Source organism: Thermomonas sp. (genome assembly GCF_019104945.1).
Classification (GTDB): domain Bacteria; phylum Pseudomonadota; class Gammaproteobacteria; order Xanthomonadales; family Xanthomonadaceae; genus Thermomonas.
On sequence record NZ_JAHRWW010000027.1, the window covers coordinates 12,834 to 32,600 of the forward strand.

The window sequence follows — 19,767 nt, forward strand, 5'->3', positions numbered from 1 at the left end:
AACACCCAGATTCTCTCACCGCAAAAACCGCAAACCAATCACGCCTCCTTGTCGCCAGCCATGTCACTGTGGCCGCGGGCGTTCTTGAGGTTTGCCCACCACGGCGTATCTCGCTACGCTTACCGATTGGCTGCGCGTCTGTGCGGCCGGCCCCCATTTGCAGGACTGATTCATGGCGCTGGACACCATTCGCATTCGCGGTGCGCGCACGCACAACCTTAAAAACATCGACCTCGACCTACCCCGCGACAAGCTGATTGTCATTACCGGGCTGTCGGGTTCGGGCAAATCGTCGTTGGCGTTTGACACCATCTATGCCGAAGGCCAGCGGCGCTATGTGGAGTCGCTATCGGCCTATGCGCGGCAGTTTTTGAGCGTGATGGACAAGCCCGATATCGACCATATCGAAGGTCTTTCTCCAGCTATTTCGATCGAACAAAAATCCACCAGCCACAACCCGCGCTCGACGGTTGGGACGATCACCGAAATTCACGACTACATGCGCCTGCTATACGCGCGCGTCGGCACCCCACGCTGCCCAGACCACCACTTCCCCTTGGAAGCGCAGACCGTCAGCCAGATGGTGGACCAGATTTTGGCGATGGAAGATGACCCAAGCCTTGCCAGCCAGCGCTTCATGCTGCTGGCGCCGGTCGTGCGCGACCGTAAAGGCGAGCATGTGCAGGTAATCGACCAGCTGCGCGCGCAGGGCTATGTGCGCGTGCGTGTAGACGGCGTATTGCATGAAATTGACGCAGTGCCGCCACTCACACTGCGCCAGAAACACACCATTGAAGCGGTGATCGACCGGTTCAAGCCGCGTGCCGATATTCGCCAGCGTTTGGCCGAATCGTTTGAAACCGCGCTCAAACTGGGCGACGGCATGGCTATCGTGCAGTCGATGGATCAAGAGAGCAGCGCGCCATTGCTGTTTTCATCGCGCTATTCCTGCCCGGTGTGCGACTTCGCCTTGCCGCCGCTGGAGCCGCGCCTGTTCTCGTTCAACTCGCCCACCGGCGCTTGCCCCACGTGCGATGGCCTCGGCGTGGCGCAATTCTTTGACCCAGCCAAGGTGGTGGGCCACCCGGAGCTATCGCTGGCCGCTGGCGCAATGCGCGGCTGGGACCGGCGCAATGCGTATTATTTTTCGATGATCACCTCGCTGGCCAAACACTATGGCTTTAGCGTAGATACGCCGTGGCAGGAGCTCTCCGAACCGATTCGCGAAATTTTATTGAATGGCAGCGGCGAGGAGGAAATTAACCTCACCTATGTCAGCGAAACCGGGCGCAAGGTGCAGCGCAAGCACGCCTTTGAAGGCATTTTGCCGAACCTTGAGCGCCGCTACCGCGAGACCGAAAGCGCGGCGGTGCGCGAGGAACTTTCCAAATACATCAGCGAACGCAGCTGCCCGGAATGCAAGGGCGCCCGCTTGAATAAGCAGGCCCGCAATGTCTTCGTAGCCGACAAGCCGCTGCCAGACATCGCAGTACTGCCGATTGACGCGTGTCTGAATTTCTTCGATACCTTGTCGCTGCTAGGCTGGCGCGGCGAGATCGCCACCAAAATTGTGAAGGAAATTCGCGAGCGCCTCGGCTTCCTCGTGGATGTGGGCTTGGACTACCTCACGCTGGAGCGCAAAGCCGACTCGCTCTCTGGTGGTGAGGCGCAGCGCATTCGCCTAGCCTCGCAGATTGGTGCAGGGCTGGTGGGCGTGATGTATGTGCTGGACGAGCCCAGTATTGGTCTGCACCAGCGCGATAACGAACGCCTACTGGGCACGCTGACGCGGCTGCGTGACCTGGGCAATACCGTGATTGTGGTGGAACACGACGAAGACGCCATTCGCCTTGCCGATTACATCGTAGACATCGGCCCCGGCGCAGGCGTGCACGGTGGCGAAGTAGTAGCACAGGGGCAGTTGCAAGATGTGCTCGATGCGCCACGCTCACTCACAGGGCAATACCTCTCCGGCCAGCGCGAAATTGAAGTTCCGTCCAAACGCCACCCGGTCAATAAAAAAATGCTACTCAAACTCAAGGGCGCGAGCGGCAATAATTTAAAGAACGTGGATGTAGAAATCCCTTCGGGGCTGCTGACCTGCGTGACTGGCGTATCGGGTTCGGGCAAATCGACACTGATCAACGACACACTGTTTGCGCTGGCCGCCAATGAAATTAACGGCGCATCGCACACACCCGCGCCGTACAAAGATATCGTGGGGTTGGACTTGTTCGATAAGGTGGTGGATATCGACCAATCGCCCATTGGCCGTACACCGCGCAGCAACCCTGCCACCTATACCGGCCTGTTTACGCCCCTGCGCGAGCTGTACGCGCAAACACCGGAGGCGCGCGCGCGCGGCTATGCGCCGGGGCGTTTTAGCTTCAACGTGCGCGGTGGCCGCTGCGAGGCCTGCCAAGGCGACGGCCTGATCAAAGTGGAAATGCACTTCCTGCCTGATGTGTATGTGCCTTGCGATGTCTGCCAAGGCAAGCGCTACAACCGCGAGACGCTGGAGATTCTCTATAAGGGCTACAGCATCCACGACGTGCTAGAGATGACGGTGGAAACCGCGCTGGAACTGTTTGCGCCGGTGCCTGCAATTGCACGCAAACTAGAAACACTGATGGATGTGGGGTTGTCGTATGTCAAGCTGGGGCAAAGCGCCACCACGCTGTCAGGTGGTGAGGCGCAGCGCGTCAAACTATCGAAGGAACTGTCGCGCCGCGACACCGGACGCACGCTCTATATTCTTGATGAACCGACCACCGGCCTGCACTTCCACGATATCGACGCACTGCTCACCGTGCTGCACAAGCTACGTGATGACGGCAATACCGTAGTGGTGATTGAGCACAATTTGGACGTGATCAAAACCGCCGATTGGGTGATCGATCTTGGCCCTGAGGGTGGGCATCGCGGCGGGCAGATTTTAGCGGCCGGCACACCAGAAACGATTGCCGCCACGCCCACATCGCACACTGGGCGGTTTCTTGCGCCTTTGCTCGAAAAACACAGGGCACACTGCAAACCTTCCACTAACAAGAAAAAGGGCGAGGCATGACGATTTCCAACGGCACCTTCCGCACGCCAGTGGCGCTGCGCTGGAGCGATCTCGATGCGTTTAACCACGTCAACAATGCGCGCTATATGACCTTCTTGGAACAGGCACGCATTGAGTGGTTTGAAACGATTGATGAGCCGTGGATCACCGAAACAGCCGCCCCCGTCGTTGCTTCAGCCACGCTCAACTTCAAACGCCCAATCGAATATCCAGCGCGCGTTTTTGTGGAACTATTCACCGAAAAGCTGGGTAATAGCAGCGTGGTGATTGGCCACCGCATCGTGGCCGAAGATGGCACACTGCACTGCGACGGTAATGTTACCGCCGTGTGGGTGGAGCGCCGCAGTGGCAAGCCCACCCCTCTACCCGACTGCGTGCGTCGCGCCGCAGAGCGCCTGCAAGACTAACCGAGAGCCTGCCATGTCGCTGATCACCACCACTACTTATGGCGCGATTATTGAGCTACGGCTTAACCGCGCACCGGTCAATGCGCTAAACCCTGAGCTATGCGAGGCTTTGGCACACGCCGTTCGCGAAGCCGCTACACACGGTGCGCGCGGCATCGTGCTAGCAGGTGGCCCCAAGGTATTTTCAGCAGGCTTAGACGTGCCCTATCTCCTCTCCCTAGGCGAGGATGAACCCGCTTTGCTCCATGCGTGGAAAACCTTTTTCCACGCCGCACGTGCGCTGGCAGAAAGCCCCATTCCCGTTGTGGCAGCCATGGCCGGCCACGCCCCCGCCGGGGGTTGCGTTTTAGCGCTGTGCTGCGATTACCGCATCATGGCCGACGGTGCGTATCGTATTGGCTTGAATGAAACCCAAGTGGGTCTTGTGGCCCCCGAGGGCATTCAATACCTAATGAAACGTGTGGTGGGCGCGCATCGCGGCGAACGCTTATTGGTCAGCGGCGCCATGCCCGACGCGCAGGAAGCGCTACGTATTGGCTTGGTGGACGAGTTGACCGATATTGACGAAGTCGCCACACGGGCGCGTGTTTGGATGGAAGAGTTGCTCCGTCTTCCGCACCGCCCCATGTCTGAGACCCGTGCTATCGCACGGCGCGATGTAATCGAAGCACTCGACGATAGCCGTATTGGGCTGGAGCACTTCGTTGCACAGTGGAGCCATCCGGACACCCAAGCTGCGCTGCGTGCCATGCTGGCACGCATCGGCAAATAACCAGCTTAAAGAATTTCCAACACGCGTTCGGACGGGCGGCACAGACGCACGCCCTTGTCGGTAAACACAAACGGGCGGTTGATCAGTTTCGGGGTGGCCAGCATTGCATCGAGCAAGGCGTCATCAGACAGCGACGGATCCGCGAGGCCTTGCTCACGATACTCGGCCTCGCTATCGCGCAGCGCCTCACGCACCTGCAGCCCTGCTGCGCGAATCGCATTTTGCAGTTCGACCTTGCTGGGTGGGTTATTCACATAGTCGATGATCGTCGGCGTAATACCGGCGTCCAATAAAATATCGAGCGCACCGCGGCATTTACTGCAGGTTGGGCGGTGCCAAATCGTAACATCCATTTAAAATTCCTCAAGTATCACGCGCCGGTTGCGACCGGGCGCGAAGTATCGTTGATCCAGCCGCTCCAAGAGTCGGCGTACAACCGCGCGCCGCGTAGCCCTGCGCGCTCCATGGCCAGCAGATTATGGCAAGCAGTAACACCCGACCCGCACATGACCACAACGTCTTTGGCTTCGCGTCCAGCCAGCAATTCGCGGAATTCCGCCGCAAGCTGCATTGGGGTTTTGAATTTCCCTTGCTCTAAATTTTGCGCATACGGACGGTTGATCGCCCCTGGAACATGCCCGGCCACACGATCAAGCGGTTCGGTCTCACCGCGAAAGCGTTCGGGTGCGCGCGCATCCATCAGCACACCACCTGCAGCAAGATGCGCGTCTAATTCCTCTGCGCTCACCAGCCGTGCCTGATCAAATTCTGCCGTGATAAAGGACGGATTAGGCGAAGGAAGGGCGGTGGAAGACGGCAGGCCCAAGGCCGTCCAGCGCAGCAAGCCACCATCAAGCACGGCTACTTTTTCATGCCCCATGGCACGCAGCAGAAACCATAGCCGCGCGGCCATCGCGCCATCGCCGTCGTCGTAGGCCACCACTTGACTGGTAGGAGTAACGCCCCAGCGCCGTAATTTTTCTGAAAATGTACGCGCATCGGGCCAAGGGTGGCGGCCATGCCCGTGCCGCGTCATGTCGGACAAGTCGCGTTCAAGATGAGCGTATGCAGCGCCAGGAATATGCGCGCGCGCCCACGCTTGTTCGCCCACACTGGGGTCCAATAGCGAAAAGCGGCAGTCAATCAATACTAAATCCGGCCGCCCAAGTGCCATCGACAAAACTTCTGCCTGCACCAAATTAGTCCATCCCGCCATTACACCCTCCATTGGTTTGTCTGCGCCAATCGTTGCCGCAAGTTGTAAAGGATCGAGGCGGTGACGCCCCAGATCCGCTGCTGCGAATAGCGGTATTGGAACACATGCCGAACGCGTCCGCTGAAAGTCAGCGGAATGGCTTCCAATTGCGCCGGGTCCATTAGCAAGTCTAGCGGCACTTGAAAGACTTCCGCCACTTCGTCGGGCTGGGGCTTGGCGCGGAAGTCGGGGTCTAGCATGACCACCGTTGGCTGCACACGAAACCCTGTAATGGTGAGCAGTGGGTCTAAATACCCTAATACTTGCGCCTGCTCGGGGGCCAAGCCTATTTCTTCCTGCGCCTCGCGCAGCGCGGCGGCAGCGGGGCTGGTGTCGCTTGGGTCGATGCCGCCCCCCGGGAAGCTCACCTGCCCTGCATGCTGGCGTAGGTGCTCATTGCGCCGCGTTAATAGCACCTGTGCGCCACTGGGCTGCGCCACCACCCCCACCAAGACGGCGGCGGGGCGCATGACCTTGGGCAGGGCGATACCATCGAGCTCACCCAAATTCCATGGGGCCACCTGCGGCGGAGTATCAACCGCATACAGGGCTGCGCGCAGCCGATTCACCAAGGCCGCATCGTGAACCACCCAACCGGGGCAACAGTCACCGTGCATCTCTGAATGGTAGCGCGCAAAATGCGAAACGCCGACAGATGCCGGCGTTTCGTTCAAACATCATTGGCTTGCTGGCTTACTTAACCGCCCCAAGCTCAACCTGCATGGCAATCGCCTGCTTGGCGAACTGTTCGTTCGCACCACCAGCAAGGCCCTTGCCCGGCGGGATCACCACTTCCCACACGGCGCCTTGCTGCATCAGCGGCAACGTTTCTTTCAGCGCAGAAATCGGTGCATCCGAGACCTTGAACGCAGGCGGCGTCTGCACGCCGCTCAGCGGCACGCCCACTGCGGCAAGGAAGCTACGGAACGCGATCTGCACTTCGCTAGCCGGAAGCGCCTTGGCGCCGGTACCGGCCTTGGCCACGCGGTACATGATGCCGCTGGGTAGGGTGATCACACCTTCTTGCGCCTTGAACTTGTTCACGAAGTCGTTCGACTGCGCCTCGTTATCGGCTAATGCCTTACGGAAGGCCTCCTGCGCCTTGTGCTCCATGGTCTGCTGGAAGCCGCTATAGGCCTTGCTCAACTGCTCTTGGGTGTAGGCAGGCTGCTTCTTGCCGTAAGCGTCTTGCACGCCGCGCACCACGGTGGCGATGTCGATCGGCTCGCCGCTATTGGCCAGCTCCTGGCCCAGCTGCCAACCAAACGCGTAGCTCGCGTGGGTCTTATCGACGGCCGGAGGTGCCGCTGGTTTTGCCGCTGCGGCGGCGGGTTTGGCTGCTGCAGGCTTGGCTGCGGCAGGCTTGGTTTGCGCCGACGCAATACCGGCGGTCAGGGTCAGAGCCGCCACGCTGGCAGCAATCACACGAAACTTCATCCACAACCTCATTTGTTGAAAAGACCGGCACCCGGCCCGCATAGGATTCCGACTCACGCCGGACGACTCGCCTACGTCGGCCAAAACTCACCGACGAGACGCGTTAGGATACTGACCCCGGCCCGTCACCGCTACCGAGACCCAGTTTCGACATCGCAGTACGGGCAAAGTTCCCCTCCCCGCAATGGATCCCAGCATGACTGATCAGCTGCTTAAAATCGATACCGCCAATGGCATACGCACCCTGTGCATCAACCGCCCAGACAAGCTGAATGCGCTAAACGCCGCCACATTGGATGCGTTAGACACTGCGTTTGCTGAAGCCGCACAAGACGCTGAGGTGCGCGTCATTATCTTGACCGGCGCTGGGAGTAAGGCCTTTGTTGCAGGCGCCGACATCGCCGAAATGAACACGTTAACGCCCGTGCAAGGGCGCGATTTCTCGCTACGCGGCACGCGCATGATGCGCCGCGTGGAAAAACTCAATAAGCCGGTAATCGCCATGATTAACGGGTTTGCGCTGGGCGGCGGGCTGGAGCTGGCGATGTGCTGCCATCTGCGCGTAGCCGCCGATAGCGCCAAGATGGGCCAGCCGGAGATCAACCTTGGCCTGATCCCAGGCTTTGGCGGCAGCCAACGCTTACTGCGCCTGTGCGGCCGCGCCGCCACGCTAGAGCTATGCCTCACGGGCGCCCCCATCACTGCCGAACGTGCGCTGCACTTGGGCATCGTCAATCGCGTCGTGCCCGCCGCTGAACTGGAAGCAGAAACTCTGAAGCTGGCGACGCAGCTGGCCAATGCCGCGCCGCTGGCCCTGCGCGGGATGCTGGACTGTGTGAACATCGGCGGCGAATGCGGAATTGAAGAAGGTTTAGAGTACGAATCGGCGCAGTTTGGACTAATGTTCTCCAGCAACGATATGCGCGAAGGTACCAGCGCATTTCTTGAAAAGCGCAAGCCTTCCTTCAGTGGCCGCTAAGCACGATGCACTGCCCCATCTGCCCTTGCACACAACCTCACGCGGCCCACGCGCTGTTGACGGCGTTGCTGCAAGGTGACATCGACCAGGCCCTGCAACTGGGCCTGATCGATGCCAATCCCTGCCCCACCTGTACGCCTGCTTGCACCACACGGCTGCAAGAGGCGCAGCACGCACGACGCGGAGCGCTGGCTTCCCGCGAGCGCTACCGCAATCGCAACCGCCGGTTGGCACGTATCAAAGCCGAACGCGAAGCGGCACGACGCGCACCACCTGCGGCGGTCACCCAGCAAGCACCCGCGCTTCCTAATGCCGCGGCGGATGCCTTGGCTCGCGCACTGGCCAAAGCCAAGGCACGCCACGCATGAGCACAACGCAAAAGCCGCGTGCCGCACGCGGCAGCAAGTTGACGCATGCGGAAATCGTGGAACTCTTTAGCCGTCTGCGCGCGGGCAACCCGCACCCCACCACCGAGTTGGAATACAGCTCACCCTTCGAACTCTTGGTGGCCGTGGTGCTCTCGGCACAGGCCACCGACGTGGGTGTGAACAAAGCCACGCGCAAGCTATTTCCTGTCGCTAATACGCCTGCAGCCATCGCGGCACTGGGTGAAGATCAGCTTAAAAGTTATATCAACACCATTGGCCTGTTTAACGCCAAAGCTGCCAATGTCATTGCGCTCTGCAAGCAGTTGCTCGAACGGCACGCAGGCGAAGTACCGCGCACGCGGGCGGCGCTAGAAGCGCTGCCTGGAGTTGGCCGGAAAACCGCCAATGTTGTGCTCAACACCGCCTTCGGTGAGCCTACTATCGCGGTGGACACGCACATCTTTCGCGTCTCCAACCGCACCGGCCTTGCCCCCGGCAAAGATGTGCGCAGCGTCGAAGACAAGCTGGTGAGGCTTGTCCCCGATGCATTCAAACGCGATGCGCACCATTGGCTGATCTTGCATGGCCGCTATGTATGCAAGGCGCGCAAACCTGATTGCGCACGCTGCATCCTGTATGACCTCTGCCGCTGGCCCGAAAAAGGCCCATCTGCGCAGCCGCTTCAGCCTTAAAGAGCGCCATTAAAACGCGAACTGCGTGCGCAGCGCGATCTGTGCGGGCTCATCGCCAGTTTTGTCGTTTTTACCTTGGGTGTAGTTGAGCATCACCCGCATATTGGGGTTGATGTAGTAATTCACCCCCAGCAGCATTGAGCGCGTTTTCATATCCATCACATCGTTATTTTTCATCATGTCAAAGCGCGCCGTGAGTTCCCACAGGCCATTCCCATCGAGCTTGGGCGAACCAAACACACCCGTTGCTGCCTTGTAAGGCTTGAGCCCGCCATTGAGCATAAGGCTACCCTGCACGTAATACGCGTTTACATCCTGCGTGCTTCCGTTGGCTTGGCCGTAGCTCGCGCGTGCGTATTCCGACTGTAAAAACACCGGGCCACTCCGGAAGGCCGCCTCTAAGCCCGCTGTCGCCACATGGGAATTATTCGTCCCAGCGGCGGCGGTTGTACTCAGCATGGTTTGCGAAGGCCCACGGCGGCCACCGTAATGCGACACCGCTGAGACACTGGCTGCGCCTTTATTGAGGTTTTCAAAGCTATACGAACCGCCAAGGTGCAGGGTTGTAGTGCCGCTATCCAGCGGCGCCCAAGTGCCGCGCACGGCGTACCCCAGCCCTTCGCTACGCGCGGTGGGCGCGCTGCGCATATTGAAAGCGCTCACGCCCAGCGTATAGTTTTCACCCGCACGCAAATAGCCTATGCCTTGCTGAAACTGGCGGCCATTGTAGATGCCCGTTGCCGATGTGCTCGGGCGCTCCATCATCAAGATTTCATTCGAACTCGTGAGCTCTTCCATCGAACGATACGGCTTGAAATGACCGATGGTGAGCTTGCCACCCCATAGGTTGCGGGCGAGATACATATCGCGAATGCCATCTAGGTTGCTGCCTGCGGCGAAATCCTGCTCCATTTTGTATTCCCAGCCGTAGGCTTTGCCCGCCAGAGTCAAACGCGCGCGGCGGAACTCGGTGGTATCGGTAGTTGCCGCAACATCGGAGTTGAAACTGTAGGCGTCAAAATGCACGCGCCCGCCTAACGAAAATTCAAATGCTTTATCCGCCGTACTGACCTTCAACCCACCTTTGGTTTCTACTTTAATTCCGCCGTTGGTGAGTGCATCTAACTGGTCTGCGGTGGTCACATTGACGTCAGACTGCGCATCACTGCGTTCTTCCAAATTTTGAATTTGCTCCTGCAGCGCCGCAATTTTGGCTTTGAGCTCAGCCAACGCTTGATCATTGGAAGCACTTTGAGCGGCGACGTTGAAACTGGTACTACCTGCAGCAACCAAGGCGATTGCAACAGCAAGACGAGTGAAACGCATAGGGATAACTCCGGTGAAGTGTTCGTGGGCGATATACGGATGCGTGTTTGCACCGCAACTCGACGCGCATTTCACTCAACCAATATGACGGCTTGATTGCAGGCGTACTGCACATTTCTGACAAGCACCGTGTCATCAAATCGTCATCAAACCGTCCCCTCGCTGTCATGGACTGTCGCTGAAATAGCGGCCAAGACGGAATGCCCCGTTGACCCTCTCCACCGGAGTTCGTTGTGCTCAAACATTTCACCCTTCGTTTCGCCGCACTGGCACTAGCAACCAGTTTCGCCAGCAGCGCTTTCGCCGCCGACCTCACCGGCGCAGGTGCCTCGTTCGTCTATCCGGCAATGTCCAAATGGGCCGCCGACTACAAAGCCGCCACTGGAACGAAGGTGAACTACCAGTCAATCGGCTCTGGCGGCGGCATCGCGCAAATTAAAGCGGGTACCGTTGATTTTGGATCTTCGGATAAACCATTACCACCAGAAGAATTGCGTCGCGCCGGCCTCGCACAGTTTCCCTCTGTCATTGGCGGTGTGGTGCCGGCCTTTAATCTCCCCGGAGTTGCAGCGGGGGCGATGAAATTAGACCCGGATGTGTTGGCCGATATCTTCCTTGGCAAGATCAAAATGTGGAACGACCCACGTATTGCCGCCAGCAATAGCGGCCTCAAATTGCCTGCGCAGAAGATCACCGTGGTGCACCGCTCCGATGGTTCTGGCACCAGCTTTAACTTCACCAACTACCTCTCCAAGGTCAGCCCCGAGTGGAAGTCCAAAGTAGGTGAAGGCACCTCGGTGAAATGGCCGACTGGGATTGGTGGCAAAGGCAATGAAGGTGTGTCGGCGTATGTCAAACAGATTAAAGGCAGCATCGGTTATGTGGAACTTGCCTACGCCGTGCAAAACAAGGTGCCTTATGCGCGCTTGAAAAATGCGGCAGGTAACTACGTACTGCCCAATGACGACAGTTTTTCCGAAGCTGCAGCAAGCGCAAACTGGGGGGCGGCAAAAGATTTCTATTTGATCGTCACCAATGCTCCTGGCGCTAATGCGTGGCCGATCACTGCAACCAATTTCATGCTGGTGAGCAAGTCGCGCAAGACCGGCGCCCATGCCACGCGTGACTTCTTCCGCTGGGTCTATGCCAATGGCGACGCATCGGCGGCCGCGCTTGGTTACGTACCGCTACCGGATGCACTGGTACGCCAGATTGAAACCTACTGGGCGCAGCAGCTGAAGTAATCACATGAGCATGCCTGCCTCTACCTTGGTTGCCTGCGCCCCACGCGATGCCATCGATGCACGCAACGACACTCGCTTTCGCTGGCTACTTACCGCAACGGCCATCTTCGTATTGGTGACACTGGCAGGTGCAGCGCTGTCGATGCTGTGGGGCGGGCGCAGCGTGCTTCAACAAGAGGGGATCCAATTTTTTATCCGCAGCGATTGGAACCCAGTAGAGAACCGCTATGGCGCACTGGTGCCGATCTACGGCACCTTGGTCAGTGCGCTCATTGCAATGTTGATCGCGGTGCCGGTGAGCTTCGGCATCGCGTTCTTTTTGACCGAAGTAGCGCCGCGCTGGTTGCGCACGCCGGTAGGCACTGCCATTGAATTACTGGCCGGAATCCCTTCGATCATCTACGGCATGTGGGGATTCTTCGTGCTGATGCCGGTGATGCGTGAACACCTCATCCCTTGGCTGGACACGCATATCGGCCCATTGCCGATCATCGGCGTGTTGTTTCGCGGCCCACCGATCGGCGCTGGAATGCTGATTGCAGGATTTGTGCTGGCCATCATGGTGATCCCGTTCATTACATCGATGATGCGCGAGGTATTCCTCACTGTCCCTACCCGCTTAAAAGAATCCGCCTATGCGCTTGGCTCTACCCGCTGGGAGGTGAGCTGGGACATCGTGCTGCCCTATACACGCTCGGCCGTTATCGGCGGAATTTTCTTGGGGCTTGGGCGCGCCCTTGGAGAAACGATGGCCGTTGCCTTTGTGATCGGCAACTCGGTGAATTTCACCGCCTCGCTGCTAGAGCCTTCCACCACCATTGCAGCACTGATCGCCAACGATTTTGGCGAAGCCACTGAAACGTACCGTAGCGCCTTATTACTACTCGGCTTTGTTCTATTTATCGTCACCTTCTTCGTGCTGGCTATCGCTAAGTTGCTACTACGCCAATTGGCCCGCAAGGAGGGGCAACGATGAGCACGCCATCGCACGCGCTCTATCAGCTGCGCCGCATCAAAAATATCTTTGCCATCACCCTATCCTTTTTTGCAGCGCTGTTTGGCATTGTCTTTCTCGGTTGGATTCTCTGGACGCTTTTGGCCAAGGGACTGCCCCACCTCAACCTTGCCCTACTCACCCAAGACCAACCACCGCCAATGGAAACCGGCGGCTTGCGCAATGCCATCATTGGCAGCCTGCTGATGTGCGGCATGGGGATCGGAATCGGAACCCCACTTGGAATCGCTGCGGGTACATGGCTTGCTGAATATGGAAACCACCGCAAACTGGGTGAGGCGGTGCGCTTTATCAATGACATCTTGCTTTCGGCGCCGTCCATCGTGCTTGGGCTGTTTGTTTATGCCGCGTTCGTGATGCAAGCAGGTGGCAATTTCTCAGCCATTGCAGGCGCGCTGGCGCTGGCATTCATTGTGCTGCCCGTCGTGGTGCGCACCACCGATGAAATGCTGCGGCTAGTTCCCACGCAAATGCGCGAAGCGGCATTATCGCTTGGTGTGCCGCAGTGGAAAGTCACCCTGCAAGTGCTCTATCGCAGCGCGCTTCCAGGCATTACCACTGGCGTTTTGTTAGCACTCGCCCGCATCAGTGGCGAAACCGCACCACTGTTATTTACCGCGTTCGGCAATGAATTCTTCAGTCTCGACATCACGGACGCGATGAGCGCCGCGCCGCTGACCATGTACAAATTTGCCGGTTCCGGCTTTGAGAACTGGGAGCAACTGGCTTGGGCCGGCGCACTCCTGATCACGCTATTCGTGCTGGCAATCAGCCTGCTGACACGCCTCACCCTTCTACGTAAGCACGCCTCTCATGACTGATCTTCGCCTCATTTCCATGCATCACGCCACGCCCGCAGCGAACACACTGGCCGTGCCAACCATGAAAATTTCTGCCCGCGACCTGAACTTTTGGTACGACCAATTTCATGCTGTCAAACACATCAATATGGATATTCCAGAACGCCGCGTCACCGCGCTTATTGGCCCATCTGGCTGCGGAAAATCCACCCTACTACGCATCTTCAATCGCATCTACGCACTGTACCCAAAACTGCGCGCCGAAGGCCAAGTCTTGCTTGATGGTGACAATATTCTCGACACTGGTTATTCAATGAACCGCCTTCGCAGCAAGGTGGGCATGGTGTTTCAAAAACCAGTGCCCTTTCCAATGACGATTTACGAAAATGTGGCTTATGGCATTCGTCACCATGAGCGCCTTGGTAAGGCCGATATGGATGTTCGCGTTGAGCAGGCGTTAGGCCAAGCGGCACTTTGGGATGAAGTCAAAGACAAGCTCAAAGAAAGTGGGCTTGGCCTTTCCGGTGGCCAGCAGCAGCGCTTGTGCATCGCCCGTGCCGTGGCGCTCAAGCCAGATGTATTGCTGCTGGATGAACCCACCTCCGCGCTCGACCCTATTTCCACCAGCCGCATCGAGCAGCTCATCGAAGAACTTAAACAAAGTTTCACGATCATGATGGTGACACACAATATGCAACAAGCCGCGCGTGTTTCGGATTACACCGCTTTTATGTACCTTGGCGACCTAGTTGAACATGGGCCAACCGCACAGTTATTTTCCACCCCAAGCAAACAGCAAACCGAGGACTACATTACCGGGAGGTTTGGCTAATGAATCATCACCAGCATATCGTCAAAAGTTACGACGAAGAACAACACAGCCTGCTTGATGAACTGATCCGCATGGGCAAAATCGCCAACGCCCAATTGGATGCTGCCTTGAAAGCGATTGAATGCCAAGATACGGCACTGGCGAAACAAGTCGTCGATGGTGATGCCGCCATCGATGCCTTGGAGCAGCAAATCAATCAAGACGTGATCCACCTCATCCGGCGTGGCCCACTCGCAACTGACTTGCGTATTCTTCTCGCCGCACTGCGCGCAGCCGCCGATCTGGAACGCGTCGGCGACTATGCCGCCAACATCGCCAAGCGCTCTATCGTACTTAGCGATTCGCTAGCGCCCGCTCACGTGCGCGGCCTAGCTGAACTTGGCAAGCGCGCCTCACAGCAGTTGCGTGATGTTCTGTTGGCGTACCGCGTGCGTAATGCCGACGCGGCCCTGCGCGTCTATCAGCACGATGCTGAATTAGACGATCTCTACACCGCACTATTCCGCGAATTATTGACTTATATGATGGAAGACCCACGTGCGATCACCACCTGCACCCATCTTCTATTTATGGCAAAAAACCTAGAGCGTATCGGCGACCACGCCACCAATATCGCTGAAAATGTGTGGTTCCTCGTGCACGGTGAAACGCCGCTGCCCCCGCGTGAAAAACGTGACGCCAGTAGCGCCCTCGCCCCCTAGAACCGTGTAGCATCGGCGTATTTGACGACTGTCGCTATCCACGGGGGTACCTATGCCAACGCTATTCTTTCGCCCTGCTCTTTTCGCGACACTCTGCATCACCGGCTTAGCACTCCCCGTACACTCTGCAGCGGCGCAAAACAGCGCCGCCAACGACACGCCTAAGCACACATTTAATTCGATTGATACCGACAAAGACGGTCGCATTTCTCGCAACGAGTTTGCTGCGGCCCATTCTGGCAAAAGTGAAAAGTTCTCCAGCATCGACCGTAATGGCGATGGTTTTATCAGCAAAGATGAATTTGACGCCCACCACGCCACCATGCAGGGCCAGCACAGCAGCCATTAAGGGCCAAGCTCTGCTACGCTTTTACGATGACCGATGTACAAAATACCCCCGCGCTAACGCCGATGGTCGAGCGTTTTCGCGGCTATCTTCCTGTTGTTGTTGATGTAGAAACCGGCGGCTTCGACTGGAACAAGCACGCGCTGCTGGAAATTGCCGCCGTGCCAATTGAACTAGACGAAGCGGGTGATTACATCCCCGGCGCAGTAGCGCATGCACATATCGCGCCCGCACCCGGCACCAGTATTGACCCGAAATCGCTGGAGGTGACCGGCATCAAGGTGGGTCACCCGCTGCGCGGGGAAGTGGCTGAGCGCGAGGGGCTGGACGCCATCTTTACCCCAGTCCGCGCAGCGGTAAAAAAGTACGGCTGCCAGCGCGCCATTTTGGTGGGCCATAACGCCCACTTCGATCTCAATTTCCTGAATGCTGCAGTGGCCCGCGTGGGGCATAAGCGCAACCCGTTCCATCCGTTTAGTGTGTTCGATACGGTGACCATGGCAGGGCTGATGTACGGGCAAACCGTTCTGGCACGCGCCGCGTTTAGCGCCGGGCTAGGCTGGGACCCTAAAGAAGCGCATTCGGCGATTTACGACACCGAACAAACCGCCAAGCTGTTTTGCCAAATCGCCAATCGCTGGCGCCATTGCGCATTCCCTACGGATTAAGTGACGCCGACAAATCGATTGACGGCCTCGTCTAATTGATCCTGCTGGCTAGCAGGATCAAACCAACGCAGATCCAGCTCACCGCGCAGCCACGTATATTGCCGTTTCGCCAATTGCCGCGTGGCCGCGATGGCGCGCTCACGAAATTGTGCGAATGCGCTAGGCGAATCAGGCTGGCTTAGATACTCCCACGCTTGCCTGTAGCCCACGGCACGCAATGCCGGAAGATCTGCCGCTGTTGGGTGCTGCGCCAGTTCAGGCAAAGCTTGCAGCGCGCGTACTTCGTCCAAAAAACCAGCATCAAGCATGACGTCGAAACGCGCTTCAATGCGTGCATGCAACACGGCGCGATCGACGGGTGCAAGTGCCAGTTTCAGCACTTTGAAGGGAAAGCGTTTGCGCGCGCTAGCACGCTGCCAATCGCTAATGCTGCGGCCGCTGATGCGATACACCTCCAGCGCACGCTGGATCCGTTGCGGATCGGTGGCGTGAATGCGCTGTGCGGCCTGCGGGTCCACTTGCGCAAGCTCTGTGTGGAGCGCGGGCCAGCCACGCTCTGCTGCTTCGCCGGCAATCTGCGCGCGAACCGCGCCATCGGCTTCGGGCATCTCCGACAAGCCTTCCAGCAGCGCGCGAAAATACAGCCCCGTACCGCCCGCCAAAATAGGCAGCTTTCCACGTTCAACAATGGTATTGAGCGCCGCCTGTGCGTCGTGTGCAAACTCAGCTGCCGAATAGGGCTGCCACGGTTCGCGCACGTCCATCAGGTGATGCGGCACCTGCGCTTGCTCATCGGCATTTGGCTTCGCGGCACCAATATCGAGGCCGCGATACACCAAAGCAGAATCGACGCTAACGATTTCCCCATGCAGCCGCTGCGCCAACGCTAGCGCATATGCACTCTTGCCCGACGCGGTCGGGCCCATCAGCGCAATGGCTAACGGGCGCTGATCGTCCACCACGAAGCTCAATAACCGCTTTCACGCAGGCTCAGCTGAACCTGCTGGTGGCGCGCTTGCACGGCCTGATTCGGCGCTTCGGTAAGCAGACTACCTACAACAATTGCAACGGTAGAGGCGATAAAGCCGGGCACCATTTCATACAGCGGGCTGCCGGTGAACTTCCACAAAATCACCGTAACTGCGCCGGCCAGCATCCCCAGCAGAGCTCCAGTACCGGTCATCCGTCCCCAGAACAAGGAAATCAGCACCACCGGGCCAAACGCAGCGCCAAAGCCCGCCCATGCATAGCTCACCAAGCCTAGTACGCGGCTATCGGGGTCACGCGCAATGAAGATGGCCAGCAGCGCCACCGCCAGCACCGCCGCGCGCCCCACCCATACCAGCTCGCGCTCACCCGCTTTGGGGCGCACAAAGCCGTGATAAAAGTCTTCCGTGAGCGCGCTGGAGCACACCAGCAACTGGCAGCTCAGCGTGCTCATTACGGCGGCCAAAATGGCCGAGAGCAAAATGCCTGCGATCCACGGATTGAACAGCGCCTCGGTGAGCACGATAAACACGCGCTCCGGGTTTTCTTTCAGCGCAGCGGCAAGTTCTGGGTTCTGCGCGGCCCAAGCAATGCCCGACAGCCCCACCGTAATCGCGCCCAGCAAGCACAGCACCATCCACGTCATGCCAATACGGCGCGCCTGTGGAATCACCGCCAGCGAATCGGCGGCCATAAAGCGCGCCAAAATATGCGGCTGACCAAAATAGCCCAGCCCCCAGGCCAACGCAGAGATCGCCGCAATCACACCACCGCCGCCAATCCACTGCAGCCGCGAAGGGTCCACCTGCTCGATCACATTGAGGGTTTCACCCGGCCCACCAACGCCGATAATGACGATGATCGGCGTTAACAACAGCGCGAAGATCATCAAGCTGGCTTGCACCGTATCGGTCCAGCTCACCGCCAAAAACCCGCCGATCAAGGTATAGAGAATTGTTGCCGCAGCGCCCCACCAGAGTGCCTGCGCATAGGGCAGGCCAAACACGCTCTCAAACAAACGCGCACCTGCCACAATCCCGCTGGCGCAGTACACCGCAAAGAACACCAAAATCACCACAGCGGACACGATGCGCAGCAGCTTGCCGTTGGCAGCAAAGCGTGTAGTGAAATAATCCGGCAGGGTCAGCGCGTTATCGGTACGCTCGGTATAGACGCGCAACGGGCCAGCAACAAAGTGCCAGTTCATCCATGCGCCCACGCATAGGCCAATGGCGATCCACGCTTCGGAAACGCCGGTTAAAAACAGCGCCCCCGGCAAGCCCATCAGCAGCCAGCCGCTCATATCGGAGGCCCCCGCCGACAACGCGGTCACAAACCCACCTAGCGAACGGCCACCGAGGATGTAGTCATCCAAATTGCTGGTGGAACGCCACGCCGCCAAACCAATGCCGACCATGGCCAGCAGATAAATTCCGAATGTAATCAGCAGCGGGGTACTTGCAGTCATACGTGGGCTCCGGTTGAACCCACGCACTTTAACCTACTCGCCAGCAACTTACTCGGGCCAAACGATCTCCTGCCGAACAACCTCTTTGCGTGGCGCAGGCACCGCCGCCACCGCCAGCCATACATTGAGGGCATCGATGGTGGCGGCCACATCGTGCGCACGCAGCAGCATGGCGCCGTTTTGCGTCGCGATCATATGCGCGGCGGCAGAGCCCACAGCCCGCTGTTGCGGGTCGGTACGCCCAGTAATTTCGCCAATACTGCGTTTGCGCGAAATACCCGCCAGCACCGGCACACCCAGCTCGGTGAACCGCTGAAGCTGTGCAAGTAACTGTAAATTGTGTGCGGTGGTTTTGCCGAAACCAAAGCCCGGATCGACCACGATATTTTTTTTCGCGATCCCCGCCATTTCAGCGGCAAAGATGCGCTCGGCAAGGAAGCGATGCACCTGCCCCACCACATCATCGAACTGCGGGCTGTCTTGCATCGAGCGCGGCTCGCCTAGCATATGCATCAGCACCACCGGCACACCCAGCGCCGCCGCTACGTCCAGCGCACCGTCGCGGCGCAGGCCGTACACATCGTTGATCATGCCTGCGCCCGCGGCCACCGCTGCGCGCATCACTTCAGGTTTACTGGTATCGATACTGATCGGCACAGTCGTGGCCTGTGCCAGCCGTTCGACCACCGGAATTACCCGCGCCAGCTCTACCTCTAGCGGCACGTCATCAGCACCGGGCCGGGTGGATTCACCGCCGATATCGAGCAGGTCTGCGCCCTCTTCCAGTAACTGCAGCGCGTGTGCAACCGCAGCGTCCACATCATCGCGCACGCCGTCGCCCGAGAACGAATCCGGAGTGACGTTGACAATCCCCATCACCCGCGGCCGGTCCAGGCGCAAGATTCGGCCGTTGCAGTTCAACAGCGGGGCGGTATCGAACATGGTTCAGTCGAAGGGTGTTGGCGTAATTGAAATACGAATCCGCAGGCGGCTTCCGGGGTCGCGATCCATGCGCGTGCGGAACTTACTACCACGGTAGATATAGTCCACATCGTAGGCCACCAAGTGCTTGGACTCGTTTTCCACCGTCACCATTTTGCAGCCCACCTGGCCTGCGGCGAGGCGATCACGCACCGAGCTCATCATCCGCGTCAGCGCCGTGCCGTGCGGGAGGTCGCGGTTATCGCAGGCGCGTTTCACGCTGCTGGTGCGCTGCACGTCGTACACCGGGTTAACCGAGAGCACTTGCGCATAGTCGTAGCGAACATTTTCCGAGGCACCCGCACCATCTTGCGCCAAGGCCTCAGCACACGCCCCTAGCCCCGCCACAGCGAGGACCAGTACGCACAATTGCCGATGAATGAAAGACGCTGCCATAACGCGAGTTTAACCATCTTCTTGCG

21 protein-coding genes and 1 pseudogene are annotated in these 19,767 nt (G+C 58.6%); 13 read left to right on the forward strand and 9 right to left on the reverse strand.

Annotated features, from left to right (window positions below; all coding sequences use genetic code 11):
• Positions 1 to 172: 172 nt before the first annotated feature.
• The 3 genes and pseudogenes from uvrA to KUL77_RS07195 all read left to right on the forward strand — a co-directional run.
• Positions 173 to 3,010: pseudogene (uvrA, locus tag KUL77_RS07185) on the forward strand (excinuclease ABC subunit UvrA); the annotation flags it as partial.
• 53 nt (positions 3,011 to 3,063) lie between these two features.
• Positions 3,064 to 3,474 carry a thioesterase family protein gene (locus KUL77_RS07190; protein ID WP_297145065.1) on the forward strand — a complete coding sequence of 137 codons (411 nt, stop codon included), beginning with the start codon at positions 3,064 to 3,066 and terminating at the stop codon, positions 3,472 to 3,474.
• A gap of 13 nt (positions 3,475 to 3,487) precedes the next feature.
• Positions 3,488 to 4,246 (forward strand): enoyl-CoA hydratase/isomerase family protein, encoded by a 759-nt coding sequence (locus tag KUL77_RS07195; protein WP_297145067.1) that lies wholly within the window; start codon positions 3,488 to 3,490, stop codon positions 4,244 to 4,246.
• A 5-nt stretch (positions 4,247 to 4,251) separates the two neighbouring features.
• Here KUL77_RS07195 and arsC read toward each other — a convergent pair whose 3' ends face one another.
• From arsC to KUL77_RS07215, 4 genes are all read right to left on the reverse strand, one after another.
• Positions 4,252 to 4,599 carry an arsenate reductase (glutaredoxin) gene (gene arsC / locus KUL77_RS07200; protein ID WP_297145070.1) on the reverse strand — a complete coding sequence of 116 codons (348 nt, stop codon included), beginning with the start codon at positions 4,597 to 4,599 and terminating at the stop codon, positions 4,252 to 4,254.
• A 17-nt stretch (positions 4,600 to 4,616) separates the two neighbouring features.
• Positions 4,617 to 5,462, reverse strand: a complete 846-nt coding sequence (locus KUL77_RS07205) for a sulfurtransferase (protein ID WP_297145076.1) — start codon at positions 5,460 to 5,462, stop codon at positions 4,617 to 4,619.
• Complete coding sequence (locus tag KUL77_RS07210) at positions 5,462 to 6,118, reverse strand: CoA pyrophosphatase (RefSeq protein WP_297145079.1); 657 nt, start codon at positions 6,116 to 6,118, stop codon at positions 5,462 to 5,464. Before KUL77_RS07210 ends, KUL77_RS07205 begins: the two co-directional genes overlap by 1 nt.
• Before the next feature lie 76 nt (positions 6,119 to 6,194).
• Positions 6,195 to 6,938 (reverse strand): FKBP-type peptidyl-prolyl cis-trans isomerase N-terminal domain-containing protein, encoded by a 744-nt coding sequence (locus KUL77_RS07215; RefSeq protein ID WP_297145082.1) that lies wholly within the window; start codon positions 6,936 to 6,938, stop codon positions 6,195 to 6,197.
• Positions 6,939 to 7,134: 196 nt separating this feature from the next.
• Here KUL77_RS07215 and KUL77_RS07220 point away from each other — a divergent pair, with 196 nt between their 5' ends.
• From KUL77_RS07220 to nth, 3 genes are read left to right on the forward strand one after another with little or no spacing between them, the layout of a single operon-like run.
• Positions 7,135 to 7,917, forward strand: a complete 783-nt coding sequence (locus KUL77_RS07220) for an enoyl-CoA hydratase-related protein (protein ID WP_297145085.1) — start codon at positions 7,135 to 7,137, stop codon at positions 7,915 to 7,917.
• Between the two features lie 56 nt (positions 7,918 to 7,973).
• Positions 7,974 to 8,285, forward strand: coding sequence for a hypothetical protein (locus tag KUL77_RS07225; protein WP_297145089.1), 312 nt, complete (start codon positions 7,974 to 7,976; stop codon positions 8,283 to 8,285).
• Positions 8,282 to 8,977 (forward strand): endonuclease III, encoded by a 696-nt coding sequence (gene nth, locus KUL77_RS07230; protein ID WP_297145092.1) that lies wholly within the window; start codon positions 8,282 to 8,284, stop codon positions 8,975 to 8,977. The genes KUL77_RS07225 and nth overlap by 4 nt, the downstream gene beginning before the upstream one ends.
• Positions 8,978 to 8,986: 9 nt before the next feature.
• On the opposite strand, the gene KUL77_RS07235 is transcribed toward nth, so the two are convergent.
• Positions 8,987 to 10,303: a porin gene (locus tag KUL77_RS07235; RefSeq protein WP_297145095.1), complete on the reverse strand. Its 1,317-nt coding sequence runs from the start codon at positions 10,301 to 10,303 to the stop codon at positions 8,987 to 8,989.
• 266 nt (positions 10,304 to 10,569) lie between these two features.
• Between KUL77_RS07235 and pstS the strand changes: the two genes are divergently transcribed.
• From pstS to rnt, 7 genes are read left to right on the forward strand one after another with little or no spacing between them, the layout of a single operon-like run.
• Positions 10,570 to 11,547 carry a phosphate ABC transporter substrate-binding protein PstS gene (gene pstS / locus KUL77_RS07240; RefSeq protein ID WP_297145224.1) on the forward strand — a complete coding sequence of 326 codons (978 nt, stop codon included), beginning with the start codon at positions 10,570 to 10,572 and terminating at the stop codon, positions 11,545 to 11,547.
• 4 nt (positions 11,548 to 11,551) lie between these two features.
• Positions 11,552 to 12,523: a phosphate ABC transporter permease subunit PstC gene (pstC, locus tag KUL77_RS07245; protein WP_297145098.1), complete on the forward strand. Its 972-nt coding sequence runs from the start codon at positions 11,552 to 11,554 to the stop codon at positions 12,521 to 12,523.
• Positions 12,520 to 13,383, forward strand: a complete 864-nt coding sequence (gene pstA / locus KUL77_RS07250; protein WP_297145101.1) for a phosphate ABC transporter permease PstA — start codon at positions 12,520 to 12,522, stop codon at positions 13,381 to 13,383. Before pstC ends, pstA begins: the two co-directional genes overlap by 4 nt.
• A gap of 16 nt (positions 13,384 to 13,399) precedes the next feature.
• On the forward strand, positions 13,400 to 14,194 hold the full coding sequence (gene pstB / locus KUL77_RS07255; protein ID WP_297145228.1) for a phosphate ABC transporter ATP-binding protein PstB: 795 nt from the start codon (positions 13,400 to 13,402) through the stop codon (positions 14,192 to 14,194).
• Positions 14,194 to 14,895, forward strand: a complete 702-nt coding sequence (phoU, locus tag KUL77_RS07260) for a phosphate signaling complex protein PhoU (RefSeq protein ID WP_297145104.1) — start codon at positions 14,194 to 14,196, stop codon at positions 14,893 to 14,895. The genes pstB and phoU overlap by 1 nt, the downstream gene beginning before the upstream one ends.
• A gap of 52 nt (positions 14,896 to 14,947) precedes the next feature.
• On the forward strand, positions 14,948 to 15,244 hold the full coding sequence (locus KUL77_RS07265; RefSeq protein WP_297145107.1) for an EF-hand domain-containing protein: 297 nt from the start codon (positions 14,948 to 14,950) through the stop codon (positions 15,242 to 15,244).
• A 26-nt stretch (positions 15,245 to 15,270) separates the two neighbouring features.
• Positions 15,271 to 15,909, forward strand: coding sequence for a ribonuclease T (gene rnt / locus KUL77_RS07270; RefSeq protein ID WP_297145108.1), 639 nt, complete (start codon positions 15,271 to 15,273; stop codon positions 15,907 to 15,909).
• On the opposite strand, the gene miaA is transcribed toward rnt, so the two are convergent.
• The 4 genes from miaA to KUL77_RS07290 are packed head-to-tail and all read right to left on the reverse strand — an operon-like array spanning position 15,906 to position 19,741.
• A complete protein-coding gene (miaA, locus tag KUL77_RS07275) occupies positions 15,906 to 16,871 on the reverse strand; it encodes a tRNA (adenosine(37)-N6)-dimethylallyltransferase MiaA (RefSeq protein WP_297145231.1) in 966 nt (321 codons plus the stop codon). The genes rnt and miaA overlap by 4 nt on opposite strands.
• A gap of 5 nt (positions 16,872 to 16,876) precedes the next feature.
• Complete coding sequence (gene putP, locus KUL77_RS07280) at positions 16,877 to 18,364, reverse strand: sodium/proline symporter PutP (RefSeq protein ID WP_297145110.1); 1,488 nt, start codon at positions 18,362 to 18,364, stop codon at positions 16,877 to 16,879.
• A gap of 48 nt (positions 18,365 to 18,412) precedes the next feature.
• Positions 18,413 to 19,306, reverse strand: a complete 894-nt coding sequence (folP, locus tag KUL77_RS07285; RefSeq protein ID WP_297145113.1) for a dihydropteroate synthase — start codon at positions 19,304 to 19,306, stop codon at positions 18,413 to 18,415.
• 3 nt (positions 19,307 to 19,309) lie between these two features.
• Positions 19,310 to 19,741, reverse strand: a complete 432-nt coding sequence (locus KUL77_RS07290) for a hypothetical protein (RefSeq protein ID WP_297145115.1) — start codon at positions 19,739 to 19,741, stop codon at positions 19,310 to 19,312.
• Positions 19,742 to 19,767 lie beyond the last annotated feature (26 nt).